Below are 25164 nucleotides of genomic sequence, written 5' to 3'. Positions count from 1 at the left end.
ACCTGCCCCGCGGTCCATCGTGATCGAACCGGCCCACGGCCCCGGGCCCGGGACTCCGCCCCGCCGCCCCCGGGCGAGAAGGGGCCGTCGCCCCGGCTACACTCGCACGATCTGACAGCAGCGAAGGTCGTCCAGGACAACCGACCGGTGCGGCACGGGGTGCCGGCCGGCGAGGGCACGAGGGAAACAGAACATGGTCGAGGCCTCCCCGAAGGTCGTTGTCGTCGTCCCCACGTACAACGAGCGGGAGAACCTTCCGGTCCTCGCCGGGCTCCTCACGGACCTCGCGGTGCCGAACCTGCACCTGCTGGTGGTCGACGACAACTCCCCCGACGGCACCGGCGAGATCGCCGACAAGCTCGCCGCCGACTCCGCGGGCACCGTCGGCGTGCTGCACCGCACCGAGAAGGACGGCCTCGGCCGCGCCTACCTGGCCGGGATGGCCCGGGCGCTGGACGAGGGCGCCGACGTCGTGGTCCAGATGGACGCCGACCTCTCGCACCCGGCGTCCGCGATACCCGCGATGGTGGGCACCCTGCTCGCCGACCAGGGCACCGCCGTGGTGCTCGGCTCCCGCTACGTGCCCGGCGGCTCGACCGCCGCGGAGTGGCCCTGGCACCGCAAGGCGCTCTCCGCCTGGGCCAACTTCTACGTCAACGCGATCCTCGGCCTGGGCGTCCGGGACGCCACCGCGGGCTTCAAGGCCTGGCGGGCCAGCGCCCTGCGGGCCATCGACCTGCCGACCGTGCAGAGCAACGGGTACTCGTTCCAGGTCGAGATGAACTACCGGGCGGTCCAGCACGGACTGGCCATCCGCGAGGTGCCGATCCGCTTCGAGGAGCGGATCGAGGGCGCCTCCAAGATGAGCATCGGGGTGCAGGTGGAGTCCGCGCTCGCGCCCTGGAAGCTGCGCTTCAACCGCGAGGGCCAGGGGGCCTGAACGAGTAGTCCCGGCCGCGGCGGGCGGTGCGGGCGGCTGGTGCGGGGAACAAGGCCGTCATGGCCCTTCTCCCGGAGTCCCTGACGACCCTGGTCCGCCGCGCCGCCCGGGACCCGTTCGCCGTCCAGACGCTGCGGGCCACCGTGGCCGCCACCCTGTCGTACGCGGTGGCCACCCGGCTCAGCAGCGAGCCCGCGCCGCTGACGGCACCGCTCACCGCGCTGCTGGTGGTCCAGGTCACCGTCTACTCGACGCTCAAGACCAGCGTCCGCCGGGTGGTCTCGGTGGTGGTCGGGGTGCTGATCGCGATCGGGTTCAGTGCCGTGGTCGGGCTCTCCTGGTGGAGCCTCGGGCTGATCATCCTGGCCTCCCTGGTGATCGGGCGCTACGTCCGGGTCGAGGAGTTCGTCCAGGAGGTCGCGATCAGCGCGATGCTGATCCTCGGCGTCACCAAACTGACCTCCCAGGCCTGGGACCGGGTGCTGGAGACGCTGATCGGCGCGGCCGTCGGCCTGCTGTTCAACCTGCTGTTCGCCCCGCCGGTCTGGGTGGACACCGCCGGCGAGTCGATCGAGGACCTGGCCCGGCGGGCCCGTCAGCTGCTGGTCGACATCTCCGAGCAGCTGGGCCGCCCCACCCCGGTGGCCCGGGCCGCCGAGCGGCTGCACGAGGCCCGGCGGCTCGACCAGGCGATCGCGGACGTGGACGCGGCGCTGCGCCAGGCCGAGGACAGCCTGCGCCTCAACCCCCGGATCAGCGAGGGCCTGCTCTCCCGGCTGGTGCTGCGCACCGGGCTGGACACCCTGGAGATCTGCGTGGTGGTGATCCGGGTGCTGGCCCGCTCGGTCACCGACCTGGCCAAGCGGCGCGGACCGTCGGAGCGGCTGTTCCCGCCGGAGGTCGCGGTCGGGCTGGAGGAACTGCTGGCGCACGTCGGCGGGGCGATGGTCAGCTTCGCGGTGCTGGTCACCACCCAGGTGAGCCGCAACGCCGAGGAGGCGGAGGAACGGCTGACCGCCGAGCTGGCGGCGGCCTGGACGTGCCGGGAGAACGTCGCCCAGGTCCTGCTGCGCAAGGTCCAGCAGCACCCGGAGGCCTGGCAGTTGCACGGCGCGATGCTGGCCGAGGTCGACCGGATCCTGGACGAACTGGACCTGGAGCACCGCAGTCGGCGGCTGATGGAGGAGCTGGACCGGGCGTCGCTGGCCGGCCGGGAGCGGTTCTCCCGCCTCACCGGGCTGCGCCGCGCCCGCCGCGGCCGGCGGCGGGAGGAACGGGAGCGCCCGGCGGCGGGGGCCGGGCGCTGATCCGGGTGACGGGAGGCCGGGGGACGGTGGAGGTCAGGGCATCAGCCAGGGCTGCTGCGGCAGCGGGTGGCCGGTCTCCAGGTAGGTCTTGAGGTTGGACAGCACCGCCGACCAGCCCCGTTCGGCGTCCGCTCGCTCGGGCTCGTCGGCGAGGTCCTCGTGGGTGACGGTGAGCCGGGTGAGGTCCTGCCAGTGCCGCAGCTCGAAGGTGACCCGGGAGGGCCCGCCGGGGCGTTCGCCCTCCGGTCCGCCCCAGGTGGTGACCAGCCGGTGCGGGCGGTCCGCCACCTCGACGGTGCCGATCACGTCGGCGATCCCGGAGTCGTCGGTGCGCCGGTGCTCCCAGGGCTCGCCGGGCAGCCAGGTGGAGACGTTGCGGTGGCCCCAGTAGAGGCCGGACTCGTCGGCGTTGGTGAGCGCGTGCCAGACCCGTTCCGGGGTGGCGCGCAGGTAGACGGTGCTGCGGTGGCGGAAGGCGGTCACGGCCTCAGCCCCCGGCCGCGTCGAGCAGCTGCTGGATCTCGATCTTCCCCATCCGCATCATGGCCGCCGTCACCCGGTCGGCCTTGGCCCGGTCCTCGCCGCCGACCAGGTCGAGCAGGATGCGCGGGGTGATCTGCCAGGAGAGGCCGTAGCGGTCCTTGAGCCAGCCGCACGGGCCCGGCTCGCCACCGTCGGCGGTGAGCTTGGTCCAGAGGTCGTGACCTCCCGCTGGTCCTCGCACTCGACCTGGAGCGAGATCGCCTCGGTGAAACGGAACATCGGGCCGCCGTTCAGCGCCGTGTAGGGCCGGCCGGCGAGTTCGAACTCGACGGTCATCACCGTGCCGGCCGGCACGGGGGCGCCCTCGCCGTAGCGGGTGACCTTGGTGATCGCGGAGCCGGGGAACAGCGAGGTGTAGAGGGCGGCGGCGGCTTCGGCCTGGTCGTCGAACCAGAGGAAGGTGGTGATTTTCTGCATGGGCCCGACGGTAGCGGCGGGCTCCGACAGCGCGGCCGAGCCACGGCCGGGGGTCACCGGTTCGGCGCCCCCGGCCGGTCTCGGCACGCCCCTGGGTCAGTGCACCCAGCCCGCGTAGCGCTGGACGAAGCGCTGGCCGGTGTGGGCGGTGACCACGACGTCGTAACGGCCCTGCTTGTCCAGCGGCCAGGACAGGTCGACCTGCTTGCCGGGCTTGACCCAGACGGTCTGCGGGCTGCCCGCGAAGTCGTTGGGCGCGGCGGTGAACGCCACGTCCGTCAGACCGTCGTTGGCCACCTGGAGGGTGAGCCTGAGGCTGCCGTGCAGGTCGGCGGTGACGATCGGCACGCCGATGTCGTTCTGGCCGTCCTGCCCGTCCCGGACGACCGTCCCGGCGAAGCGGCGCACGAAGCCGTCCGGGCCGTGCACGGTGAAGTCGTAACGGCCGTCGGTGGCGGCCGCGTCCCAGACGTAGGTGGCGTTGGCGCCGGGGGCGACGGTGTACGGGGTGCCCGCGAACGGGAGCAGGATGTTCGGGTAGACGGTGTACGGGAAGGCCACCGAACCGTCGTTGCTCATGGTGCAGGTGACCTTGCCGCTCCTGCGGTCCACCGCGACGTCGGCCCAGGGCTGGTAGGGCAGCGGGCGGTGCGGGCGCTCGCCGCGCTCCTGGACGGGCATCGCCTGGGCGCCGGTGGCGGGGAGGGCGACACCGGGCAGCTTGGTGCCCGCGTCGGCCTTGGCCATCAGGGCGTTGGTGTCCGGCAGCTTCGGGATCGAGGTGTCCGGGGCGGCGAAGTCGAAGCAGCTGGTGAGGTCGCCGCAGACGGCCCGGCGCCAGGCGGAGATGTTGGGCTCGGCCACGCCGGTCACCACCTCCATGAAGCGCAGCACCGACGTGTGGTCGAACACCTGGGAGTTGACCCAGCCGCCGCGCGACCAGGGGGACGCCACCCAGAGCGGGACGCGGTTGCCGAGGCCGATGGCGCGGCCCTGGGTGAACTCCTCGGGGGTGCCGGGCTCGGGGGTGGGTGGGACGACGTGGTCGAAGTAGCCGTCGTTCTCGTCGTACATGACCAGGAAGACGGTGTGCTGCCAGACCTCGGGGTTGGACATCAGCGACTGCAGCGCCTGGTTGACCCAGTGCGCGCCGTAGGCCGGGCCGGCCTCCGGGTGCTCGGAGAACAGGTACGGCGCGACCAGCCAGGAGATGGTCGGCAGGGTGCCGTCCTTGCAGTGGCGGTCGAAGTCGGTGGGGTCGAACTTGGTCATCGCGTTGACGTAACGCGGGTCGTCCTGCGGGAAGTTGTGGAACTGCTTGAAGTAGGAGAGCGCGTTGTCGTCGTAGTCGCCGGTGCGGTCGTCCTTGCTGGGGTTGTGGTAGACCCGCCAGCTGACGCCGGCCGTCTGGAGGCGCTCCGCGTAGGTGGTCCAGTCGGCGACGGGGTTGTCCGTGACCGGGGTGTTGTCGATCCAGGGGCCGGTGGTGCCGTCGCGGCCGGGGCCGGAGGTGCCGGTCCACAGGTAGAGCCGGTTGGGGTCGGTGGGGCCGGCCAGCGAGGTGAAGTAGGCGTCGCAGAGGGTGAAAGCGTCGGCCAGGGCGTACTGGAAGGGGATGTCCTCCCGGGTGAAGTAGCCCATGGTGCGCTCGCCCTTGGCGGCGATCCACTTGTTCATCGCGCCGTTGTTGATGGCCTGGTGGCCGGTCGCCCAGTCGTGGGCGAGGCCGCCGGCGTTCTGCGCGTTGTACTTCGAGGTGTCCATCCGGTACGGCAGCATCGCCCCGCCGTCGCTGCGGCGGGCATCGGGCTGGCGGAACACGTCGGTGCCGTCCGGGAACTGGAGCGCCTGCTTGTCGCCGAAGCCGCGGACACCGCTCAGGGTGCCGAAGTAGTGGTCGAAGCTGCGGTTCTCCTGCATCAGGACGACGACGTGCTTGACGTCCTTCACGGTGCCGGTCAGGGCGGTGGCAGGCGCGGCGGCCGGGGCGGGGGCCGCCGGAGCGGCGTCGGCCCGGGTGGCGGCCAGGCCGGTCAGGGCGGTGGCGCCGACGGCCGCGGAGGCGCCGACGAAGGTGCGGCGGGAGAGCTCGGACATCACGAACTGGCCTCTCAGAGCTGGAAGGTGGCGACGGCGGCGGCGGTGTCGGAGGGCCACTCGTTGGCGGCGGTGTTCGGCTCCGGCTGGGGCCAGTCGGCGACCAGGGTGTGCGCCTCGACCAGTTTCAGCGCTCCGGTGTACTGGACGACGTCGATCCGGTCCTGCGGCTCGGGGCGGTCGCCGCGGCGCTTGCGGGTGGGCGACCAGGTCGCGCCCGGGGCCTTGGCCGGGTCGCGGTTCTCCTCGCGGAAGGTGTCGGTCAGCCCGGCGGCCTGGAGTTCCTTGGTGACCGGCCAGGCGAGCGCGCCGACGCCCTGGTGGGCGGCGGCGGTGGCGGCCGTCCAGTCCAGGTGGGAGGGCGAGGACAGCGCGCCGGCCAGCACCACCGGGAGGCGCCGGGCGGCGTCCGCGCGCACGGCGGCGGCCAGCGCCTTGGCCTGCTTGAGCCGCAGCGAGGCGTTCTCGGCAGCCAGCACCTGGGCGGCCGTGGCACCGTCCTGCACGGCGTACGGGCCGTAGCCCGCCTCGTCGAGGTGTGCGGCCCAGAACCGGACGGCGCGGCCGCCGGGCAGCTGGACGGTGGCCGCGACGGCGGGCAACTCGGCGGTGGCCGCGGTCGGTTCGGTGAGCGGGTAGCGGCTGAGGATGCCGACGCTGCCCGGGCTCTGGAGGGAGTACCAGCCGAGGGCGTCGGCCAGGGTCTTCGCCCGCTCGCCGGCCGTCTCCTGGAGGGCGAGCACGTCCAGCCCCTGGGCGAGGACGACGCGCAGCTGCTTCTCCAGCGCGTCGGTGCAGCCGTTGCCGGCGTCGTGCAGGTTCCAGCTGGCGGCCTTGAGCCGCGGCGGGGCGGCCTGGTCCACGACGGGGACGAGCACGGTGACGGTGTCGGTGGCGCCGGTGCTGTCCTTGACGCCGACCACGACCAGCTCGGGGTTGCGGGCGGCGGCGGGCGCCGTGCCGGTGATCGTGCCGTCGGCGGCGACCGAGGCCCAGGCCGCGCCGCCGAGCTTGCGGTAGGCGGCCGAGCCGGGGGCGTTGCCCGCCGGGCGGGACCAGAGGCCGCCGAGCCGGATCCGCACGGCCGCGCCGGGGGCGACCGGGGTGGCGGTGAAGGAGTCGACGACGGCGTGCGGGCGGACCACCGGGGGCTTGGGGCGGAAGCTGAACGGGGCGGTCCGGGCCAGGATGCCGTAACCGTCCTTGGCCAGCAGGTAGGCGGTGTACGGGCCGCCGGTCAGCGCGGAGGTGTCGAGCTGGACGTCGCCGGAGGTGCCGGGGGTGTACTTCCAGAGCAGCGAGGAGCCGGTGCCGGGCTGGCGGCTGCCGTCGTAGATGCCGACCCAGTTCTTGGCGTCGGGGGCATCGGTGGTCCAGTGGAAGGTGAGCCGGTCGCCTTCGGCGGGGCTGCCGGATGAGGTCGGGGTCAGGGCGCTGCCTGCGGCCACGGTTGTCCTGTCCGCCGCCGACGGGCCCGGTCCGCCGGGGGACGGCGCCGGGGCCGCACGCGGCTGGTCACGGAGGCTGGGAGGGAGGATGCCCGCAGTTGGCTGTACAACTAGGGGCGGGCTCATTCATCCGAAGGTCAGCGACCGGGACGTGAACGGCGCGTGACGGGGCATCGGGCGGTTCGGGAACTCCGTGGCGCGACCGGCTCCGGACATGCGCGGAGGGCCACGACGGGCGATCCGTCGCGGCCCTCGGGGGCGGGCTCGCGGTGCGGCCTCGTGGGCGGGGCCGCGGGCCAGGGCCGGGGCTCGGGCTCGGGCTCGGGCGATCAGGCCAGGGCGAGGAAGAGCTTCTCCAGTTCGGCCTCGCTCATCGGCGCGCCGTCCTCGTCGGCGGCGGCCATGCACTGGCGCATCCCGCTCGCCACGATCTTGAACCCGGCCCGGTCCAGGGCGCGCGAGACGGCGGCGAGCTGGGTGACCACGTCCTTGCAGTCCCGCCCCGCCTCGATCATCGCGATCACCCCGGCCAACTGGCCCTGGGCCCGACGCAGTCGGTTCAGGACCGCGCCGACCGCCTCCTCGTCCACCTGCATGTCCGGGCCGCCTTTCACCTCGACTGTCGATGGACAAGTGTACCCGGTGGGGTATTCATTCCCGACCGGACGAAGATCGTCCCGCAGCGGGCGGCGGGATCAGCGCCGGGCCAGCCGCCGCTCGCCCGCGGCGCCCGTCGCGTACGGCAGCTCGTAGTAGGCGAACACCTCGGGCTCGTCGGTGGCGGGCAGGATGTCGTCGGTGCCGATCGCCGGGGCGTCCTTGACCTTGCTCCGCGGGTGCGCCACCCGCAGGTAGGCCGGACCGGCCACCGCCCCCTCCAGCGGGACGAAGGCCAGGCGGCGCTTGGCCATCACGCCGATCGTGACGGTGGCGAAGAACGGCTCGTCGGTGGACGTCTCGACGTAGACCGACTCCAGCGTGCCGATCCGCTTGCCGTTCTCGTCGACCACGTCCTGGCCCCGCCACTCGCGGATGTCTGCCATAGCGATTCCCATGGACCCGGACCTCCCGTGTCACGCGCTGCCACTGCCGTCGGCCCCTGCCGCCGGCCCCCGGAGTTCCCATCCTCCGCCGGGACCGCCGCCGGGGCACCACGAAAGGGACATACGGGGGCGAGCCGGCCAACCGCCACCAGGGCACTGACCTGGGCTTTAGGCTGTCCGCCGACGTTCGGGAACAGCCCGCCCGGGGAGCGCCCCGGCCGGGACGGCCAGAGGGGCGGCAGGCATGGGGTACACGAGCATGTGGGAGTCCGGCGACCCCCGGATACCGGCCGACCTGCGGCCCGACACGCCCCACCCGGCCCGGATGTACGACTACTACCTGGGCGGCAAGGACAACTTCCCCGCCGACCGCGCCGCCGCCGAGAAGGCGCTCGCCGCCAACCCGGAGTTCCGCTCCACCGCCCGGGCCAACCGGGGCTTCCTGACCCGCGCGGTGCGCTGCGTCGCCGGGCTGGGCGTCGACCAGTTCCTCGACGTCGGCACCGGCATCCCCACCGCCGGCAACACCCACGAGATCGCCCGGGCCGTGGACCCGGCCGCCCGGGTCGTCTACGTCGACAACGACCCGATCGTGCTCAGCCACGCCCGCGCGCTGATGGCGGGCTCCGGGCCCGGACGCACCACCGTGCTGCGGGCCGACCTGCGGGAGCCGGCGGCGGTGCTGGAGGCCGTCCGGGCCGAGGGGCTGCTCGACTTCTCCCGGCCGGTCGGGCTGGTGCTCGCCGCCGTGCTGCACTTCCTGCGCGACGAGGACGAGCCGTACCGGGCGGTGGCCACGCTGCTCGCCGCCCTGCCGTCCGGCAGCCACCTGGTGCTCTCGCACGGCACGGCCGACTTCATCCCCGCCGCCGTGCGGGACCGGGTCACCGGCGTGTACGACAAGGCGACCGCGCCGCTGGTCGGGCGGAGCCGGGAGCAGGTGCGGGAGTTCTTCGACGGGCTGGAGCTGCTGGAGCCCGGGGTGGTCACCGTTCCGCTCTGGCGGCCGGAGGGGGAACCGGCCCCGGGCGCGGAGCGGGTGGGCATGTACGGCGCGGTGGCGCGCAAGACCTGACCCGACGTCACATGCGGTGCGGTGGAACGGGGTGGTGCTGGCCGGAGTGCCGATTGGGGGGTTTTTGCCACCGCCCCGGCCCCGGGGCCCCGGCTACTGTCGTCGGGACGGCTCCGGAGCGGGGCGGTCGCACGGGGTCAGCACGCCACGCACGCGCATGACTTGGGGGGAACCACCATGGTCCACGACCGCCGCCACGTCCACCGACTCACCTACCGCTACGCCGGGGTCGCCCTGGCCGCCGGGCTCGCCACCGCGGTGCTCACCGCCTGCGATCCGGTCGGCACCTCGTTCAGCGACGACGCGACCGTGTCCGACAAGGTCACCGCGGTCAAGCTCGACAACTCCTCCGGGGACGTCACCGTCCACGGCAGGACCGGCACCGGGGGCGTCTCCGTCCACCGGAAGATCACGTACCACAGCGGCAAGCCCGGCACGAGCACCCGGGTCGACGGCGGGGTGCTGGTCCTCGGCGGCTGCGGGCACAACTGCTCGGTGGACTACACCGTCGAGCTGCCCGCCGGACTGCCGGTCAGCGGCGGCACCTCCGCCGGCGGGATCCACCTCTCCCAGATCGGCGAGGTCTCCGTCCACACCGACGCCGGGGACATCTCCGTCGACCAGGCCGCCGGCTCGGTCGACGTGCGCACCAACAACGGTGAGATCAAGGGAACTTCGCTCAAGGGCGACCGGATCCAGGCCAAGACCGACAACGGCGGGATCAACCTCACCCCCGGCAAGGCCCAGGACATCAAGGCCAGCACCTCCAACGGCGAGATCCACGTCACCGTCCCCGCCGGCTCCTACCACGTGAGCGCCGGGACGGACATCGGCGAGAAGCACATCGGCGTCCAGAACGACCCCAACGGCAAGTACAAGCTGGACCTGGGCACGGACATCGGCGACATCACCGTCAAGACCGGCTGACCGGCCCCGGGCCGGGGGCGCCGGCGCTCCGGGGGCGCGTGTCGGTCCGCGCGCACCCGGAGCGGGCGGGGCAGAGGGCCGGAGGGTCAGAGGGCGGTCTGGACCTCGGCGCGGTGGCGGATGTACTCGTCGGGGTGGGAGCGGGCGATGGTGACCGCCGCCTCCACCAGGGTGTGCAGGTCGGCCGGGTAGGCGCGCGGCACCAGGGGCAGGCCGGGCAGGATGCAGCGGCGGACGTCCAGGTCCTCGTTGCCGACGAACTCCCGCAGTGCGGCCCGGTTCCAGCTGTCGCGGACCGTGGCGCCCTCGTCGGCGGTCGCGTGCCGGCCACCGCGGACCGTCAGCGCCGTCCAGTACCAGGCCCGGGCGGCGCCCGCCCGCTCCGGGTTGGTGCCGGTCCGCAGGTAGTCGAGCAGGGCCAGCCGGACCCGGCGCTGGCCGAAGGCGATCAGGGCGGGCTCGACGAAGCGGCGGTTGAAGCTCGGGTTGGGGTCGTGGACCGCCGCCTCCAACAGCGGCTCGAAGTACTCCTCGGGCAGCTCGGACCGGCCGGTGAGCGCCTTGTGGACCTCCCATCGGGCCGCACCGGCGTAGTCCGCCCCCGTCGCGACCTCGGCCCCGAGCACGCGGAGCAGACGTGCGAGCCGCAGCTCGAACGCCTGCGACCCGCCCCCCGTGCGCTCGGGCAACGGCTGGAGAATCCGCACCTCGCCGGCCGTGTCCTTGGTTTCCACGAACATCCTCCTCATTCTGAGTCATCGGAAGACTACTCGCTGATACACCAGTTCGGAGTCGGTTTTCGGCCAGGACCGGATCTTGAACGGCTTCCGCGACGGAGGATTGACGTCGCGTCAGACCGGGCGGCCGGGCGGGACCAGCCCGGACTGGTAGGCGATCGCGACGAGCTGGGCGCGGTCCCGGGCGTCCAGCTTGGACATCGCCCGGTGCACATGGGTCCGGACGGTGAACGGGCTGACGAACATCCGCTCGGCGATCTCCTCGTTGGTGAGCCCGGTGGCGGCCATCGACATCACCTCGCGCTCACGGGCGGTGAGCACGGCCAGCCGCTCGGCGGACGCGGCGGCGGCCGGGTCGGGCTGGGCGAGGAACTGCTCGATCACGGCGCGGGTGGCGGCGGGCGAGAGCAGGGCCTCGCCGGCCGCGACGGTGCGCACGGCGGCGAGCAGTTCCTTCGGGTCGGCGCCCTTGCCGAGGAAGCCCCCGGCGCCCGCGCGCAGCGCCTGGGCCACGTACTCGTCTATCTCGAAGGTGGTGAGGATGAGCACCCGGGTGCCGGAGAGCTCCTCGTCGGCGCAGATCTCGGCGGTGGCGCCGAGGCCGTCGGCGCCGGGCATCCGGATGTCCATCAGCACGAGGTCGGGCTTGGTGGCCCGGGCGAGTTCCACCGCCTCCCGACCGTCGGCGGCCTCGCCGACCACCTCCATGTCCTCCTCGGCGTCGATCAGCATCCGGAAGGCGCCACGCAGCAGGGCCTGGTCGTCGGCGAGCAGCACGCGGATGGTCATGCGCGGTCCTTGTCCTTCCGGATGGCGTGATCGGGTCGGGTCGGGTCGGCGGGGGCGGCCCGGTCGGGGGAGCCGACGGGGCCGGTGGGGCGGTCGGAGTCCGTGGGGTGGCCGGAGCCGGTGGGGCGGACGGGCCGGACGGTGCAGTCGCGCCAGAAGGCGTGGGCGGGCCGGTCCCTGGCGGCGGGCCCGGCCGGGTGGCCCGGTCCGGGCGTGCTCACGGCCCGGGCGGTGTCCACCGCCGGGGGCGCGACGTCCTCCCGGGCACCGGTGCGCAGCGGGAGTTCGGCGGTGACCAGGTAGCCGCCGTCCGACTGCCGGTCGGCGGTGAGGCGGCCGCCCACGGCACCGGCCCGTTCGCGCATGCCGATCAGGCCGAAGCCGCTCTCGCCCGGGGCGGGCGGCGGCAGCAGGGCGGTGCGGGGGCGCCCGGGTCTGGTCGGGCGGCTGTTGGCGACGCTGACGGCGACCCGGCTGCCGCTGTAGGAGAGGGTGACCTCGGCGTCGGCGCCGTGGGCGTGCTTGGCGACGTTGGTCAGCGACTCCTGGACGATCCGGAAGGCGGTGAGGTCGACGCCGGGCGACAGCGGCCGGGCCTCCCCCTCGACGGCGAGCCGCACCGGCAGGCCGGCCCGTTCGAAGGCGTTGATCAGCTCGGGCAGCCGGTCGAGGCCGGGGGCGGGTTCGAGCGGGGCGGGTTCCTCCGCGCGGCGCAGCAGGCCGACGGTGGCGCGCAGCTCCTGGAGGGCGGAGCCGGTGGCGTCGGTGATGTGGCTGAGCACCTCGCGGGCCTGCACCGGGTGGCTGTCCATGAGGTGGACGGCGATGCCGGCCTGGGCGTTGGCGAGGGCGATGTGGTGGGCGACGACGTCGTGGAGGTCGCGGGCGATCCGGATCCGCTCGTCGGCGACCCGGCGGCGGGCCTCCTCCTCGCGGGTGCGTTCGGCGCGCTCGGCGCGTTCCTCGATGGCGGCGAGGTGGGCGCGGCGGTTGCGGATGGAATCGCCGAGGGCGCCGGGCAGCAGGGCCCAGGCGAGGACGCCGAGCCGCTCGCCGAGCGGGCCGCCGGGGCCGAGGAACAGCGATATCCCGCTGAGCAGGACGGCGGTGACGATGGAGGCGCGCAGCGCGGTGGCGCGGTCGGTGCGGGTGGCGAGGGAGTAGAGCGCGAGCAGCAGCGGGGTCGCCAGCGTCGGGGTGAGCCGGGGGCTGACCACGGCGAGCAGCATCGTGCAGAGCAGCGTGACGGCGACCACGGCGCGCGGGTGGCGGCGGTGGAAGAACACGACCACCGCGGCGATCAGGGCGAGCAGGCCGGTGGGCAGGTCGACCGGGGCGAAGCGCCCGCTGTTCTGGTCGATCGTGGCGCCGAGGGCGGTGATCCCGATCAGGGCCGTGCCGCCGGCGATGTCGAACGCCCGGGGGTGCTCACGGCGCAGGCGCTGCCAGGTGTCGCTCATCGTCCTGTTCTCCGGGTCGGGGTGCCCTGGCGGCACCCTCGCCGGGTTCTGCCAGTCGGTGTCGCGCCGCGCCCCGGTGCGGGGTGCGGAACGCCGAGCCGGGGCCTGCGCGCGGACGGCGGCCCCGACAGCAACGGTAACGGGTGGGGCTCGAACCGTTGTCCGAGCCGGGTGGCGCCGGGCCCGGCCCGAGGGGTGCTCGGGCCGGGCCCGGTGTCACCGGGTGCGCCGGGCCCAGGCCCGGACAGGACCTAGACGGTGACCGGCTCCTTGGCCGGTGCCGGTTCGGGGGCGGCGGTGTGCAGCTTGCTGCCCTCGACGTCGACGTCGGGTATCAGGCGGTCGAGCCAGCTCGGCAGCCACCAGGCGCGGCGGCCGAGCAGGGCGAGGACGGCCGGGACGATCGTCATCCGGACCACGAAGGCGTCGAAGGCGACGGCCGCGGCGAGGCCCAGGCCCATCATCTTGATCATCGGTTCGCTCATCCCGATGAAGCCCGCGAAGACGGCGATCATGATGAAGGCGGCCGCGGTGACCACCCGGGCGTTGTGCCGGAATCCGGTGACGATGGCCTCGCCCGGCTCCTCGCCGTGGACGAAGGCCTCACGGATCCGGGTGACCAGGAACACCTCGTAGTCCATGGCGAGGCCGAAGACCACGCCGATCATGAAGATCGGCATCATGCTCATCACCGGACCGGTCTGCTCCACGCCGATCAGGTCGGCCAGCCAGCCCCACTGGAAGACCGCGACGACCGCGCCGAGCGCGGCGGCCACCGAGAGCAGGAAGCCGAGCGCCGCCTTGAGCGGGACGAGGACGGAGCGGAAGACCACCAGCAGCAGCAGGACGGCCAGGCCGACGACCACGGCGAGGTAGGGCAGCATCGCGTCGCTGAGCTTCTGCGAGACGTCGATGTTCATCGCCGTCGTACCGCTGACCAGCACCGTCGCCCCGGTGGAGGCCTTGAGGCCGGCCGCCTGGCCGCGGATGGTGTGGACCAGGTCCTTGGTCGCGCTCTCGGCCGGGCCGGTGGCCGGAATGGCGTTGAGCAGGGCGGTGTCCCCCGCCTTGTTGAACATCGGCGGCGTGACCGTGACCACGCCCGGCACGGCCGAGACGCTCTTGGCGACCTCGCCGGCGGCGGCCTTCGGGTCCGCGGTGCCCTTGACGTCCACCAGGACGGTCAGCGGCCCGTTGAAGCCGGGGCCGAAGCCCTCGGACAGCAGGTCGTAGGCACGGCGCTGGGTGGTGGAGGTGGGCTTGGCCTCGTCCCCGGGCAGGCCGAGGCGCAGGTCGAGCGCGGGAGCGGCGAGCACGCCGAGGCCGACCACGCCGAGCAGCAGCACCGCGAGCGGGCGGCGCACGATGAACCGGGCCCAGCGGGAGCCGCCGTTCTCCTTGGCGCCGACCGGCCGCGCCGCGCCGTCGCCGTCGGCCTGGGCCTTGCGGGTCTTGCGGGGAAGCGCCCGGCGGCCGATGAAGCCCAGCAGCGCGGGCACCAGGGTGAGCGCGACCAGCACGGCGATGACGACCGTCCCGGCGGCGGCCATGCCCATCTTGGCGAGCATCGGGATGCCGACCACGGAGAGCCCGGCGAGGGCGATCACCACGGTCAGGCCGGCGAAGACCACCGCGGAGCCGGCGGTGCCGATGGCCCGGCCGGCCGCCTCCTGCTGGGTGCGGCCCTCGGCGAGCTCGGCCCGGTAGCGGGACACGATGAACAGGGCGTAGTCGATGCCGACCGCGAGGCCGAGCATCATGGCGAGCGTGCCGGTGGTCGAGGAGAGGCCGAGCACGCTGCCGAACGCGGTGATCAGCGACATGCCGAGGCCGACGCCGATCACGGCGGTGAGCAGCGGCAGGCCGGCGGCGACCAGCGAACCGAAGGTGATCACCAGGACGACGGCGGACAGCGCCATGCCGATCGCCTCGCTGCTGCCGCCCGCGTCGGGCTTGGCCATCAGCGCGTTGCCGCCGATCTCGACCTTGAGCCCGGCGTCCCGGCCGTGCTGGGCGGCCTGCTGGAGGGCGTCGGTGGCGCCCTTGGACACCTCGCCCGCCTTGGCGGAGTAGCTGACCGTCGCGTAGGCCGTCGAGCCGTCCTTGGAGACCGCGCCCGGCATCTTGAACGGGTCCACCGCGGCCGTGACCTGCTCGCCGTGGGCGAGCTCGGCGACCGTCTTCTCGACGGCCTGCTGGTTCGGCCCGGCGGTGATCTTCTGCCCGGAGGGCGCGACGAACACCAGGCGGGCCGAGGCGCCGTCGGCGTGGCCGCCGGGGAAGCGCTCGTTCATCAGGTCGAAGGCCTTCTGCGCCTCCGTGCCGGGCATCGAGAATCCGTCGTCGGGTGCGGCGGGCGCCTTCGCCGCCAGGACTCCGGCGAGCGCCAGCACGGCGACCCAGAGCAGGGTCACCAGCCGGCGCCGGGCGAAGGCCCATCGGCCAAGGCGGTACAGGATCGTTGCCACGGGGGAACGGGCTCCTTCGGATTCGGAAGCAGGTGCGCGGAGGGGACGGGTGCGGGAACGGGCCCCCGGAGGCGGTCCGCTCGCAGCATGACCAATCCTTGATCGCCGACCCCTGCTCCGTCGTCGTCCCTGCGCAGGCCGTTTGCGTACTGCGGACGCAGTAGGGCCCTCCCCCGTACGGAGGAGCGCACGCCCCGCACCGGGAGCAGCCGGGAGCAGCCCGTTGGCCTGCGGCGGGAGCAGTCCCGGGTCACCCGGCCGGCGGGTGACGACGGGCCGCGACCGCCCCGGCCCAGTAGCGTGATGGGCCACTGGCCCGACCGTTTTGCCCCGGTCCGGGCCGACCCGTCCCGATCGGTGCTGACCCCAGCCCGCCGCCGGAGGTGCCCCATGGGCGTGCCAGCCGCCCGCATCGTGTTCGACGAGAACGACCGCGCTGCCGTCGCCGACGCCGTGACCGAGATGCTCACCACCGGTGCCCTCACCCTCGGCCCGTGGACCGAGCGGTTCGAGCAGGCCTTCGCCGCCGAGCACGGCGCCTCGCACGCCGTCGCGGTGAGCAGCGGCACGGCGGCCCTGGAGATCGTCCTGCGCGGTGTCGACGTGCGCGGCCGCGACGTGGTCGTCCCCGCCGTCACCTTCTACGCCACGGCCGGCGCCGTGGTGCACGCGGGCGGCCGCCCGGTGTTCGCGGACGTCGACCCGGCCACCCTGGCGCTCTCCCCGGAGACCCTGGCCGCCGCCCTCACCCCGGATACCGCAGCCGTCGTACTCGTCCACATCGGCGGGCTCGTCACGCCGGACGTGGACGCCCTGCGCGAGCTCTGCGACCAGCGCGGCATCCCGCTGGTCGAGGACGCCGCGCACGCCCACGGCAGCAGCCTGGGCGGCCGGGCCGCCGGGACCTTCGGCCTGGCCGGGGCCTTCTCCTTCTACCCGACCAAGGTCACCACCAGCGGCGAGGGCGGCATGATCCTCACCGAGTCGCCCGAGCTGCGCGACGAGGCCCGGATCCACCGCGACCAGGGCAAGGGCTCCTTCGGCACCAACCACCACGTCCGGCTCGGGTACTCCTGGCGGATGAGCGAGCTGCACGCCGCCGTCGGCGCCGTGCACCTGCGCCGGCTCAAGGAGTTCATCGAGACCCGCCGGGCCGTCGCCCGCCGCTACGACTCGGCACTGGCCGGCGTCGACGGCCTGCGGCCGGTGCTCGAACCGCCCGGCAGCCGCGGCAACTACTACAAGTACGTGGCGCTGCTGGCGCCCGGCGTCGACCGCGCCGCCTTCAAGAAGGCGGTGGCCGAGGAGTACGGGGTGCGGATGTCCGGCGAGGTCTACGACCTGCCGCTGCACCTCCAGCCCGTCCTCGCCCCCTACCGGGGCGGTCCGCTGCCGGTGGCCGAGGACGTCTGCGCCCGGCAGGTCTGCCTGCCGGTGCACTCCGACATGACCGAGGACGAGACGGAGCTGGTCGTCGAGGCCGTCTCCACCGTGCACCGGCGGATGGCCGGCTAGCCGGCCTGCCGCGTAGCCGGACAGCCGGACAGCCGGACAGCCGGACCGAAAGGAGCAAGACCGTGCGGATAGCCGTCACCGGGGGCTGCGGGTTCATCGGCTCACACGTCGTGGACCACCTGATCGCGGCCGGCCACGAGGTGCTCGCCGTGGACACCACCGACCAGTACCTCAACCCCGACGCCGAACACGCCCGCCTCGACATCCTCGACCTGCCCGCGCTGACCTCGGCGCTGGCCGGCAGCGAGGTGGTCTACCACCTGGCCGCGATGGCCGACGTCGAGCAGGTGTCCGCCGACCCCGTCCGGGCGGTGCGGACCAACATCGACGGCACCGAGGCCGTCCTGGAGGCCGCCCGGCGCAGCGGACTGAGCCGCACCGTCCTGGCGAGCACCGTCTGGGTCTACGGAGCAGCCCTCACCGACGACCAACTCGACGGCGGGGAACAGGAGTTGGACGAGCACGTACCGATCGAGCTGGAACACAGCGGGCACCTGTACGTGGCCACCAAACTCGCCGCCGAGATGCTGGTGCACAGCTACCGCGAGCTCTACGGGCAGCACTTCACCATCCTGCGCTACGGCATCCCGTACGGTCCGCGGATGCGCGACGAACTGGTCGTCGCCCGGTTCGTCCAGGCCGCGCTGGAGGGACGGCCGATCACCATCGCCGGGGACGGCCGGCAGAGCCGCAACTTCGTCTACGTCGAGGACCTCGCCGACGCCCACGTCCGCGCCCTCTCCCCCGCCGCCGAGGACCAGACCTTCGCCCTGGAGGGCTCCACGGCCGTCTCGGTGCGCGACATCGCCGACACCGTCGACCGGCTGCTCGGGCCGGTCACCATCGAGCACATCGACGGGCGCAAGGCCGACTACACCGGGCGGCGGATCTCCTCCGCCCAGGCGAAACGGCTGCTCGGCTGGTCGCCGAGGACCCAGTTCGCCGACGGCGTGCACCGCTACGCCGACTGGTACCGGGCCGGCGCCGCCGCCCCCGCCGCCGGCTGACCCGGAACGCCCGATGCCGCACGCCCTGCTGGTCTCCGGCTCGCTCGGCCAGGGCCACGACGTGATGGCCCAGGCCTGCGCCGACACCCTGCGCGAGCGCGGCTGGAGCACCGCCACCGTGGACGCGATGGCGCTGCTCGGGCAGCGGTCGGGCGCCGCCGGGGAAGCCGTCTTCCGGCGGCTGCTCGACCTGCCCGGGGTCTACGACGCGTTCCACTTCTCGGCGCTGCGCCCGGGCGCCCGGCTCGCCCTGCTCGCCGACGCGGCCGCGCGCAGCCGACTCGTCCCGGCGCTCGGCGCGCTCGTCGAGGCGCAGCGGCCGCAGCTGGTGGTCTCGGTGTTCGCCACCGCCAGCTCGGCGGTCAACCGGCTGGCGGGGCGGGAGTTCCGGCACTTCGTGTTCTGCACCGACGTCACCCCGCACCGGCTCTGGGTGCAGGAGGGCACCGACCTGTTCCTGGTCACCTCCGAGGTCGCCGCCTGCGCCGTGCGCCGCTACCGGCCCGACGCCGACGTCGCCGTGCTGCCCGCACCGCTGCGGCAGCCGTTCTACCGGCCGCCCGGCCGGGCCGAGGCCCGGGCCGACCTGGGTGTGCCGGCGGACGCCGGGTGCGTGCTGCTGATGTCCGGCTCCTGGGGGCTCGGGCCGATCGCCCGCACCGCCGCCTCGCTGGCCGCCGCCGGGCCGCACGTGCTCGCCGTGGCCGGGCGCAACCGGGAGCTCGAACTGCGGCTGCGGGCGGCCGCCCGCCGGGAGCCGCGGCTGCACGCCTTCGGCTACACCGACCGGATCCCGGCCCTGATGGCCGCCGCCGACCTGGTCGTCACCAGCTCCGGCGACACCTGCAGCGAGGCCAGGGCCCTCGGGCGCCGGCTGCTGCTGCTCGACGTCGTCCAGGGCCACGGGCGGGACAACCTCCAGCACGAACTGGAGCTCGGCCACGCCGACGTGGCCACCGCGCGCCCGGCCGAGGTGGTCCGCAACGCGCTGGCCGCGCTGGGCCGGCCCGAGCCCGACCCCTCGCCCGGCGCCACCCCGGACGCCTGGAGCAAGGGCTTCGGCGCGGCCCTGGAACGGGTGGGGCTGGGGTGAGCGGCCCTCAGCCGCCGTGGGCCTCGGGGTTCACCGTGCAGAAGAAGACCCGGCTGCGCTCCCGGTCGAAGAAGAACGACCCGGTGTACCGGCCGTGGGTGACCGAGCGGTCGTAGTCCTCGCTGTGCAGCCAGGTCGCCTGCCGGCCGTCGCCCAACTCCCTTTCCAGCACGTCCGGGAGACCCGGGCAGCCGAGCGGCCCAGGCTGCCAGCTGCCGCCCCCGCTCCCGCTCCCGGTGATCGCGGCGAGCGTGGCGGGCTCGATCCCCGCGAAGCCGTCCACGCGCACATCGGTCGGGCCCGGTACCGCCGCCCAGCACCGCGCCGACCCACGTCGCCCCGGACAGCGGGCCTAGGGCCTGTCCGGCGGATCTTGGCAGATCAGCGCGCGGCGTTGGGCGCCCGGCTGGGCGTGCGCCCGAGTCGGCCTCGTACTGGACGTACTTGGGCGATTCGGGCGTGCGTCCAGGCGGGGTGCCCGGCGTCGCGCGCCTGGCAAGATCCGCCGGACAGGCCCTAGCTCCGGGAAGCGGCGCTGCAACGGCTCGGTGTCCGAGCGCAGTCGGGCCGGGGTCGGGGCGGTCGCGGCCGGACCGTCCCCGCCGGCCGACGAGCAACCCGAGACGAGCGCCCCCGCAACGAGCACCCCCGCGACCGCCACCGGCAGCACGGACGCCAGGGCCGCCGGCCCGACACGGATACCGACCCGCTTCGACAACTCTCCGACCCCCACCTGGAATTGCCGACCGCATCGGGTGCGGTCGGACGGCTTCACGGGAGGGTAAAGCGTCGGCAAGGCCCTGGTCCAGGCGCTTCCGGGGGCCCCGGGGGCTTCCGGGCGCGGACCCTAGGCCGGGATGTAGGTCGGGCCCTGGGTGTCCCGGATGTCCTGGGCGCCCTGGACGGTGACGGTGGCGGTGCCGTAGCGGTCCGGGCCCGCCTGGGCGTCGGCGTCCGGCGCGACGGCTCCGCTCAGGGCCGCCGTGACGATGCCGGCCGCCGCGATCGCGTGCGCCAGTCCGCCTGACCAGTCGGGCATGGCTGCCTCCCCCGTTGTCGGCGCGCCCGCCCCCGTGGTGGGCGCGACCTCGTCGATGGTCCCAACTACCGTGCGCCGTGGGCAAGGGGTGGGACGGCGTGGTCCCGCAGCGGGCCGAGGGTCAGGGCGCGGGCGCGGCAGTGGGCGGCGATCAGCGGGAGGGCGGCCAGGGTGGCGCGCCAGGAGTCCGGGGCGGAGGTGCAGTCGGAGTCGTGCAGCAGGAGGGTGGCGCCGGCGGTGAGGCCGGGGCGGGCGGTGGCGTAGACGGACTCGCCGGTGGCCTCGGCCGTCCAGTCCCGCCCCCAGACCGTCCACAGCACGGTGCGCAGGCCCAGCCGGCGGGCGGCCAGCGCCGGACCGGCCGTCAGTACGCCGTACGGCGGGCGGTACCAGTGCGGGCGGACGCCGCACAGGTCGGTCACCGCCTCGGCGGCGCGGCGCAGTTCGCGCAGGTCGCGGGCCGGGGCCGGGTACCACTGCTGCCGGTGGTGCCAGCCGTGCACGGCCACCTCGTGGCCGCGCAGCACCAGGTCCCGGCCGAGGTCCGGGGCCCGTTCCAGCATCCCGCCGAGCAGGAAGAAGGTCGCGCGGGCGCCGAGGGCGTCGAGGGCGTCCAGGACGTACGGGGTGCTGCGCGGGTCGGGGCCGTCGTCGAAGGTGAGGGCGAGGTGGCCCGGGGCGGTGCCGTACCCGGCGGTGCGGCGGGCCAGGGTGCGGCGCAGCGGCGGGAGGCGGACCGCTGCCGGGGCGAGGTGGAGGAACTCCAGGCCGGCCGCGAGGGCGAGGCCGGTGCCCGCCCGACGGGCCAGGGGCGCCAGGGGGGCCGGCGGAGCCGGGGGGCTCACCCGAAGCGGGCGGCCATCCGGCGGAACACGCCGGGCGCGACCCCGTGGATCCGGGCCGGGAAGCCGAGCCAGTGCGGGACGTAGAGGCGGTCCCGCTCGGTGGTGATGGTCGCGACCACGGTGTCCGCGACCCGCTCCGCCGAGACCGGGCGCGGGCGTTCGCGCTGGTACGGGGTGCCGCGGCGGTCGAAGAACGGGGTGTCCACCGCGCCGGGCAGGACGAGGCGGACGCCGACCCCGGTACCGCGCAGTTCGTACCAGAGGCTCTCGGCGAACATCGTCAGTCCGCCCTTGGTGGCCGAGTAGCCGGACTCGTCGCGCACGCCGACCTGGCCCGCCATCGAGCCGAGCAGCACGATCCGGCCGTGCCGGCGCTCCAGCATCCCGGGCAGCAGCAGCCGGATCAGCCGCAGCGGGGCGGCCAGGTTGACCTCGATCATCCGGTCGAGGGTGTCGGACGGGGTGTCGGCGAACGGGCCGCGCCAGCCGAGGCCGGCGCTGGCGACCAGGACGTCCACCCGCCCGGCGGCGGCGAGCGCGGCCTCGGCGAGGCGGGCGGCGCCGTCCGGCTTGTTCAGGTCCTCGGGGAGGGCGACGCTGCCGGTGCGTTCGGCGAGGGCGTCCAGGCGGGTGCGGTCGGTGCCGGAGAGCAGGGTCCGCCAGTTCGCGTCGGCCAGTCGGGTGGCGGTGGCCAGGCCGATGCCCGAGGAGGCGCCGGTGATCAGGGCGACGGGGCGGTCGGTCGACCCCGAGCGCCGGGGCCGGGCCTGGGCGTCCTCCGACGTCACGGCTTCCTCCGTCATCGCGCACCTGCCGGGTCCGTGGGCGTTCTGCCGTCCGTTTTGTCCGGCACGTCACCTTCGCACGGAGGAGCCGTCCGGGCTACCGGGGCGGTACGGCCGGCTGGGCCTCGGCGTCCGGGTGCGGGGCCGACAGTTCGGCCGGGCCGCCCTCCAGTTCGCCGAAGCGGGACAGCAGGAAGGTGCCGCCCACCGCGACCGCGAAGCCCGTCAGCGCGCACCAGGCGAAGCCGGGGCGCGCGGAGTCCCCCAGCGACACCACCCCGACCAGGGCCGGGCCGAAGGTCTCGGCCACCGTCCCGGCCGCCGTCGCCGCCGTCACCGTGCCGCGCTGCAGGGCCAGCGCGTACGCCAGGTAGCCGCCCAGTCCGCCGACCGCCAGGGCGTACGCGGCCGGATCGGTGAGCACGGCGGTGAGCGTGGAGGCGTCCAGGACCCGCACGGCGAGGCTGGTGATCCCGAAGCCGACGCCCGCCAGCAGGCCGAGGCCGGCCGCGGCCGGGGTGCCCTCCCGGCGGACCAGGACCAGGGTGGCGAGCAGCATCACGGCGGTGGTCGCCAGCAGCGCCCAGTGGAAGGCCGCCGGGGCGTACTCCTGGCCCTCCTTGCCGGAGCCCAGGGCCAGCAGGCCGAGGCCCACCACGACGGCGGCGATGCCCGCCGCGTCGCTGCGGCGCAGCCGTGCGCCCAGCAGCCAGACGGCGGCCAGGGCGGTGACGGCGAGGCTCGCGTTGGTGACGGCCTGCACCAGGAACAGCGGGAGACTGCGCAGGGCGACGATGCTCAGCACGAAGCCGAGGATGTCCAGGAGCGTCCCGAGGATGAACTGCCAGGACCGCAGCAGCGCGGCCAGCAGGCCCGCCCGCACCCGGTCCGCGCGCGGCGCCGACCGCGCCCCGCGCGCCTGGAACACCGCCCCGAAGCCGAAGCAGACGGTGGCGACCAGCGCGGTGGTGAGTCCCAGCAGCATGCGTCTCCCTCGCGGGGCGGCAGCGGTTCACCACTCAGTCTGGGCCCGGCGCGGCGGGGGTGCACGGGTGGGCGGCGTCCCGACCGTCCCGGTTCACGCCGGTTCTTCCCGGCTCGCCCCGGGCCGACGCGCGTCCGTCCCGGGACGGGTGCGCGTCGGCGGACCGGAACCGTGGGATCAGGGCCGCAGCGCCACGCCCGCGTAGGCGGTGGCGTCGGAGGCCGAGACGGCCGGTTCGTCGGACTGGGGCCGCCAGTGCGGAGTGGGGACGACGCCGGGTTCGAGGAGGGTCCAGCCGTCGAAGAAGCGGACGAACTCGGCGTGGGTGCGGGCCTGGGCGGCGGTGCCGGCGGCCTGGTAGATGCCGACGATCCGGCGGATCTCCTCGGGCGCGAAATCGGGCGTGACGTGGGTCATCACCAGGGCGCTGCCGGGGGCGAGGACGGACTTGAGGCGGTCGACCAGCTCATGGGCGCCGTGGGCGTCGGGGACGAAGTGAAGCAGCGCGTTGAGGGAGAGCGCGACCGGGCGGGTGAGGTCGATGGTCTCGCGCAGGCCGGGTGCGGCGAGCAGGCTGTCCGGGTCGGTGACGTCGGCCTCGACGTAGGCGGTTCGGCCCTCGGGGGTGCCGGTGAGCAGGGCCTGGGCGTGGGTGAGGACGATGGGGTCGTTGTCGGCGTAGACGACCCTGGCCCCGGGCCGGACGCTCTGGGCGACCTCGTGGAGGTTGGGCGAGGTCGGGATGCCGGTGCCGATGTCCAGGAACTGGTCGATGCCCGCCTGGGCGAGGGCGCGGGTGGAGCGGTGCACGAAGGAGCGGTTGGCGCGGGCGGCGTCGCGCAGCCAGGGGGCGATGGCGAGGACGTGGCCGGCGGCCTCGCGGTCGGCGGCGAAGTTGGTGAAGCCGCCCAGGTAGTAGTCGTACATCCGGGCCGAGTGCGGCACGTTCAGCCGCAGGTCGACCCCGTCGTAGAGGCTCATGGCCCTCCCCCTCGGCTCCGTGGACACCGTCCGATTGCTGCCCACCGCGTCCGGGGGCCAATCGTCCCTCGGCCGGCCCGAATTCGCATGGAATCGGATGGGATGACAATCTGTATTCGCTTTGCAGCCTGGAGTGACGGGCCTGATGGAATGAGGATGGGCGCGGACAGCCCGACCCTCGGGTGGCCCGGTGCGCAGCCGACGGCCACGGAAAGCAGGCTCGATGACGATCGACAGGGGTGCCCCCGCGCGCGGGTACCGGGGCGGGACGGCAGTGGAGCACGCCGGTGCCGCAGGGGTGGAGCGGATGGCGGTGATGGAGCCGGGCCTGCGACTGGACCTCACCTACGCCGCCTTCTGCGAGACCCACGAACCCGCCTGGCACGCCCTCGCGTTGACCAGGATAGGCAGCCAGACCGACGCCGTACTGGTGGTCGAGGCGGTCAAGGCCGACCTGGCCCGCTGCTGGCCCCAGGTGCTGCGGTTCGAGGAACCGGCCGCGTACGCCTGGCGGTTGGCGAACCGGCACGTCGGGGACTGGGTGTCGGCCGAGGAGCCGGTCGAGGTGGAGGCGGTCACCTTCGCGGCGGTGATCGGGGCGTTCAAGCAGGTCGCCGACGGGCTGCTGCACAGCGAGGCGGACGAGGTACGGCTGTACGCGGCGATCCTCGAACTGCCGGACCGGCAGCGGGACGTGGTGATCCTGCGCTACCTGCTGGGCCTGCACGCCAAGGTGATCGCGGCCTACCTGGGACGGCCGGTGGCCACGGTGCACTCCAACCTGCGGCACGCCCGGGAGCGGTTGGCCCGCCGGCTCGGGGTGGGTGAACTGCCGGACCGCGGCGGCGAAGCGTGAACGCCGACGGGGTGGAGCGACGTCGGGACGGGGTGGAGCGACGTGGGGACGGGGCGGGTGCGGCCGACGGGGTGAGCGGGGAGCGTGCGGCAGACGGGGGGCGCGCGGTGTTCCACGTGCCCCGGTCCGAACGTGCCCACGCCGAGCGGATCGCGGCCCTGCGGCAGGCCCGGATCACCGCCGCACCGGCCCACCTGCCCACCGAGCACGAGCAGGCCGCCTTCGAACTCGGCCTGGTGGTCGCCCTGGTGCTGGGTGCGCCCTGTGCCTCCCGCGGGCTGGACCTGCTGGTCAACGCCCGCCGGATCCAGCCCGAGGGGGCCGAGGTGTTCGGCGCCCTGCTGTACGCCACCGGCAAGGAGGAGGGCGCCGAGTTCTGGTGGCGCTTCGCGGCCGGCTCGGGCAGCGGGACGGCCGCGTACTGCCTCCACCTGCACCACCTGATGCTCGGCGAGACCGACGACGCCGACTACTGGCGGGCCTGGTCCGAACAACTGTCGACGACCGAACGCCCGCCCGGGCCAAGGCCGTTGCGGATGAGCCGGCCGCTGCTGCCGGAGGACGCGCGGCGGGACATCCTCGCCCGGGTGCACCGGGGGCTGGCCCCGCAACTGCCGCCCGCGCTGGTCGCGGTGATCGACCGGCTGCCGTTGCAGGACGGGGACGAGGAGGAGGTGCCGAACCCGTGGGGGCTCACCTCCGGCGCGACCTCGGCGTGCTCCTGGGACCTCTCCCGGGCATTCGGCGAGGAGGAACCGCAGGACCGACGGGACCCGTTGGGGTGACGACCCCCGGCGGCCCCGCGGT

General features: G+C 74.4%; 24 protein-coding genes and 1 pseudogene. 9 read left to right on the top strand and 16 right to left on the bottom strand.

The window, feature by feature from the left end; translation table 11 throughout:
• The first annotated feature begins 193 nt into the window (after positions 1-193).
• A complete protein-coding gene (locus tag ACFXPX_RS05720) occupies positions 194-940 on the top strand; it encodes a polyprenol monophosphomannose synthase (RefSeq protein WP_375887006.1) in 747 nt (248 codons plus the stop codon).
• A gap of 59 nt (positions 941-999) precedes the next feature.
• Entirely contained in the window at positions 1000-2247 is a 1248-nt protein-coding gene (locus ACFXPX_RS05715) for an aromatic acid exporter family protein (protein ID WP_380639674.1), read from the top strand.
• Between the two features lie 33 nt (positions 2248-2280).
• Here the strand turns inward: ACFXPX_RS05715 and ACFXPX_RS05710 are convergent, their stop codons facing one another.
• The 6 genes and pseudogenes from ACFXPX_RS05710 to ACFXPX_RS05685 all read right to left on the bottom strand — a co-directional run bounded on the left by ACFXPX_RS05710 (position 2281) and on the right by ACFXPX_RS05685 (position 7795).
• On the bottom strand, positions 2281-2730 hold the full coding sequence (locus ACFXPX_RS05710) for an SRPBCC domain-containing protein (protein ID WP_375887002.1): 450 nt from the start codon (positions 2728-2730) through the stop codon (positions 2281-2283).
• Positions 2731-2734: 4 nt separating this feature from the next.
• Positions 2735-3207, bottom strand: a pseudogene (locus tag ACFXPX_RS05705) (VOC family protein).
• 96 nt (positions 3208-3303) lie between these two features.
• On the bottom strand, positions 3304-5304 hold the full coding sequence (locus ACFXPX_RS05700; RefSeq protein WP_380528571.1) for a phosphocholine-specific phospholipase C: 2001 nt from the start codon (positions 5302-5304) through the stop codon (positions 3304-3306).
• Between the two features lie 14 nt (positions 5305-5318).
• Positions 5319-6752, bottom strand: coding sequence for an endonuclease/exonuclease/phosphatase family protein (locus tag ACFXPX_RS05695; protein ID WP_380639672.1), 1434 nt, complete (start codon positions 6750-6752; stop codon positions 5319-5321).
• Between the two features lie 329 nt (positions 6753-7081).
• The gene (locus tag ACFXPX_RS05690) at positions 7082-7348 is read right to left on the bottom strand and encodes a metal-sensitive transcriptional regulator (RefSeq protein ID WP_030553044.1); all 267 of its coding nucleotides are present in this window, start codon (positions 7346-7348) and stop codon (positions 7082-7084) included.
• A gap of 99 nt (positions 7349-7447) precedes the next feature.
• A complete protein-coding gene (locus tag ACFXPX_RS05685; protein WP_375886992.1) occupies positions 7448-7795 on the bottom strand; it encodes a PRC-barrel domain-containing protein in 348 nt (115 codons plus the stop codon).
• A gap of 244 nt (positions 7796-8039) precedes the next feature.
• On the opposite strand from ACFXPX_RS05685, the gene ACFXPX_RS05680 reads away from it, so the two are divergent.
• Both ACFXPX_RS05680 and ACFXPX_RS05675 read left to right on the top strand, forming a co-directional pair.
• Entirely contained in the window at positions 8040-8870 is an 831-nt protein-coding gene (locus ACFXPX_RS05680; RefSeq protein ID WP_380528576.1) for an SAM-dependent methyltransferase, read from the top strand.
• 177 nt (positions 8871-9047) lie between these two features.
• Positions 9048-9797 (top strand): DUF4097 family beta strand repeat-containing protein, encoded by a 750-nt coding sequence (locus ACFXPX_RS05675; RefSeq protein WP_380639670.1) that lies wholly within the window; start codon positions 9048-9050, stop codon positions 9795-9797.
• Between the two features lie 86 nt (positions 9798-9883).
• Here the strand turns inward: ACFXPX_RS05675 and ACFXPX_RS05670 are convergent, their stop codons facing one another.
• The 4 genes from ACFXPX_RS05670 to ACFXPX_RS05655 all read right to left on the bottom strand — a co-directional run bounded on the left by ACFXPX_RS05670 (position 9884) and on the right by ACFXPX_RS05655 (position 15251).
• On the bottom strand, positions 9884-10537 hold the full coding sequence (locus tag ACFXPX_RS05670) for a hypothetical protein (RefSeq protein ID WP_380639668.1): 654 nt from the start codon (positions 10535-10537) through the stop codon (positions 9884-9886).
• A gap of 111 nt (positions 10538-10648) precedes the next feature.
• Entirely contained in the window at positions 10649-11323 is a 675-nt protein-coding gene (locus ACFXPX_RS05665; RefSeq protein WP_380592073.1) for a response regulator, read from the bottom strand.
• Positions 11320-12783, bottom strand: a complete 1464-nt coding sequence (locus ACFXPX_RS05660) for a sensor histidine kinase (RefSeq protein ID WP_380639666.1) — start codon at positions 12781-12783, stop codon at positions 11320-11322. The genes ACFXPX_RS05665 and ACFXPX_RS05660 overlap by 4 nt, the downstream gene beginning before the upstream one ends.
• Before the next feature lie 251 nt (positions 12784-13034).
• The gene (locus ACFXPX_RS05655; protein ID WP_375886981.1) at positions 13035-15251 is read right to left on the bottom strand and encodes an MMPL family transporter; all 2217 of its coding nucleotides are present in this window, start codon (positions 15249-15251) and stop codon (positions 13035-13037) included.
• 390 nt (positions 15252-15641) lie between these two features.
• Here ACFXPX_RS05655 and ACFXPX_RS05650 point away from each other — a divergent pair, with 390 nt between their 5' ends.
• From ACFXPX_RS05650 to ACFXPX_RS05640, 3 genes are all read left to right on the top strand, one after another.
• A complete protein-coding gene (locus ACFXPX_RS05650) occupies positions 15642-16766 on the top strand; it encodes a DegT/DnrJ/EryC1/StrS family aminotransferase (RefSeq protein ID WP_375886979.1) in 1125 nt (374 codons plus the stop codon).
• A 62-nt stretch (positions 16767-16828) separates the two neighbouring features.
• Positions 16829-17773 (top strand): NAD-dependent epimerase/dehydratase family protein, encoded by a 945-nt coding sequence (locus tag ACFXPX_RS05645; protein ID WP_380528584.1) that lies wholly within the window; start codon positions 16829-16831, stop codon positions 17771-17773.
• Between the two features lie 13 nt (positions 17774-17786).
• Positions 17787-18866: a hypothetical protein gene (locus tag ACFXPX_RS05640; RefSeq protein WP_380639664.1), complete on the top strand. Its 1080-nt coding sequence runs from the start codon at positions 17787-17789 to the stop codon at positions 18864-18866.
• Positions 18867-18873: 7 nt separating this feature from the next.
• Here ACFXPX_RS05640 and ACFXPX_RS05635 read toward each other — a convergent pair whose 3' ends face one another.
• The 6 genes from ACFXPX_RS05635 to ACFXPX_RS05610 all read right to left on the bottom strand — a co-directional run bounded on the left by ACFXPX_RS05635 (position 18874) and on the right by ACFXPX_RS05610 (position 23501).
• On the bottom strand, positions 18874-19149 hold the full coding sequence (locus tag ACFXPX_RS05635; protein ID WP_380639662.1) for a hypothetical protein: 276 nt from the start codon (positions 19147-19149) through the stop codon (positions 18874-18876).
• A 564-nt stretch (positions 19150-19713) separates the two neighbouring features.
• Positions 19714-19905, bottom strand: coding sequence for a hypothetical protein (locus ACFXPX_RS05630; RefSeq protein WP_380526474.1), 192 nt, complete (start codon positions 19903-19905; stop codon positions 19714-19716).
• 65 nt (positions 19906-19970) lie between these two features.
• Positions 19971-20750 carry a polysaccharide deacetylase family protein gene (locus tag ACFXPX_RS05625; protein ID WP_380639660.1) on the bottom strand — a complete coding sequence of 260 codons (780 nt, stop codon included), beginning with the start codon at positions 20748-20750 and terminating at the stop codon, positions 19971-19973.
• The gene (locus ACFXPX_RS05620; RefSeq protein WP_380639658.1) at positions 20747-21538 is read right to left on the bottom strand and encodes an SDR family NAD(P)-dependent oxidoreductase; all 792 of its coding nucleotides are present in this window, start codon (positions 21536-21538) and stop codon (positions 20747-20749) included. The genes ACFXPX_RS05625 and ACFXPX_RS05620 overlap by 4 nt, the downstream gene beginning before the upstream one ends.
• Before the next feature lie 94 nt (positions 21539-21632).
• On the bottom strand, positions 21633-22520 hold the full coding sequence (locus ACFXPX_RS05615) for a hypothetical protein (protein ID WP_380639656.1): 888 nt from the start codon (positions 22518-22520) through the stop codon (positions 21633-21635).
• A 177-nt stretch (positions 22521-22697) separates the two neighbouring features.
• On the bottom strand, positions 22698-23501 hold the full coding sequence (locus ACFXPX_RS05610) for an SAM-dependent methyltransferase (protein ID WP_380592062.1): 804 nt from the start codon (positions 23499-23501) through the stop codon (positions 22698-22700).
• 223 nt (positions 23502-23724) lie between these two features.
• Between ACFXPX_RS05610 and ACFXPX_RS05605 the strand changes: the two genes are divergently transcribed.
• Both ACFXPX_RS05605 and ACFXPX_RS05600 read left to right on the top strand, forming a co-directional pair.
• Positions 23725-24357 carry an RNA polymerase sigma factor gene (locus ACFXPX_RS05605; RefSeq protein ID WP_375886958.1) on the top strand — a complete coding sequence of 211 codons (633 nt, stop codon included), beginning with the start codon at positions 23725-23727 and terminating at the stop codon, positions 24355-24357.
• A 116-nt stretch (positions 24358-24473) separates the two neighbouring features.
• The gene (locus ACFXPX_RS05600; RefSeq protein ID WP_380526463.1) at positions 24474-25142 is read left to right on the top strand and encodes a hypothetical protein; all 669 of its coding nucleotides are present in this window, start codon (positions 24474-24476) and stop codon (positions 25140-25142) included.
• The last annotated feature ends 22 nt before the right edge of the window (positions 25143-25164 follow it).

The sequence above is a fragment of the Kitasatospora sp. NPDC059146 genome, assembly GCF_042786665.1.
Taxonomy (GTDB): domain Bacteria; phylum Actinomycetota; class Actinomycetes; order Streptomycetales; family Streptomycetaceae; genus Kitasatospora.
The sequence above is the reverse complement of the archived record's forward strand: the minus strand, read 5'-3'. Positions and strand labels throughout refer to the sequence as shown.

What these genes read in the sequence shown, in the direction of transcription:
- ACFXPX_RS05700 (WP_380528571.1), bottom strand. Translation starts at nt 5,304, where the DNA reads ATGTCCGAGCTCTCCCGCCGCACCTTCGTCGGCGCCTCCGCGGCCGTC.
- ACFXPX_RS05650 (WP_375886979.1), top strand. Translation starts at nt 15,642, where the DNA reads ATGGGCGTGCCAGCCGCCCGCATCGTGTTCGACGAGAACGACCGCGCT.
- ACFXPX_RS05630 (WP_380526474.1), bottom strand. Translation starts at nt 19,905, where the DNA reads ATGCCCGACTGGTCAGGCGGACTGGCGCACGCGATCGCGGCGGCCGGC.
- ACFXPX_RS05680 (WP_380528576.1), top strand. Translation starts at nt 8,040, where the DNA reads ATGGGGTACACGAGCATGTGGGAGTCCGGCGACCCCCGGATACCGGCC.
- ACFXPX_RS05720 (WP_375887006.1), top strand. Translation starts at nt 194, where the DNA reads ATGGTCGAGGCCTCCCCGAAGGTCGTTGTCGTCGTCCCCACGTACAAC.
- ACFXPX_RS05640 (WP_380639664.1), top strand. Translation starts at nt 17,787, where the DNA reads ATGCCGCACGCCCTGCTGGTCTCCGGCTCGCTCGGCCAGGGCCACGAC.
- ACFXPX_RS05665 (WP_380592073.1), bottom strand. Translation starts at nt 11,323, where the DNA reads ATGACCATCCGCGTGCTGCTCGCCGACGACCAGGCCCTGCTGCGTGGC.
- ACFXPX_RS05690 (WP_030553044.1), bottom strand. Translation starts at nt 7,348, where the DNA reads ATGCAGGTGGACGAGGAGGCGGTCGGCGCGGTCCTGAACCGACTGCGT.
- ACFXPX_RS05675 (WP_380639670.1), top strand. Translation starts at nt 9,048, where the DNA reads ATGGTCCACGACCGCCGCCACGTCCACCGACTCACCTACCGCTACGCC.
- ACFXPX_RS05610 (WP_380592062.1), bottom strand. Translation starts at nt 23,501, where the DNA reads ATGAGCCTCTACGACGGGGTCGACCTGCGGCTGAACGTGCCGCACTCG.
- ACFXPX_RS05715 (WP_380639674.1), top strand. Translation starts at nt 1,000, where the DNA reads ATGGCCCTTCTCCCGGAGTCCCTGACGACCCTGGTCCGCCGCGCCGCC.
- ACFXPX_RS05670 (WP_380639668.1), bottom strand. Translation starts at nt 10,537, where the DNA reads ATGTTCGTGGAAACCAAGGACACGGCCGGCGAGGTGCGGATTCTCCAG.
- ACFXPX_RS05605 (WP_375886958.1), top strand. Translation starts at nt 23,725, where the DNA reads ATGACGATCGACAGGGGTGCCCCCGCGCGCGGGTACCGGGGCGGGACG.
- ACFXPX_RS05660 (WP_380639666.1), bottom strand. Translation starts at nt 12,783, where the DNA reads ATGAGCGACACCTGGCAGCGCCTGCGCCGTGAGCACCCCCGGGCGTTC.
- ACFXPX_RS05685 (WP_375886992.1), bottom strand. Translation starts at nt 7,795, where the DNA reads ATGGCAGACATCCGCGAGTGGCGGGGCCAGGACGTGGTCGACGAGAAC.
- ACFXPX_RS05615 (WP_380639656.1), bottom strand. Translation starts at nt 22,520, where the DNA reads ATGCTGCTGGGACTCACCACCGCGCTGGTCGCCACCGTCTGCTTCGGC.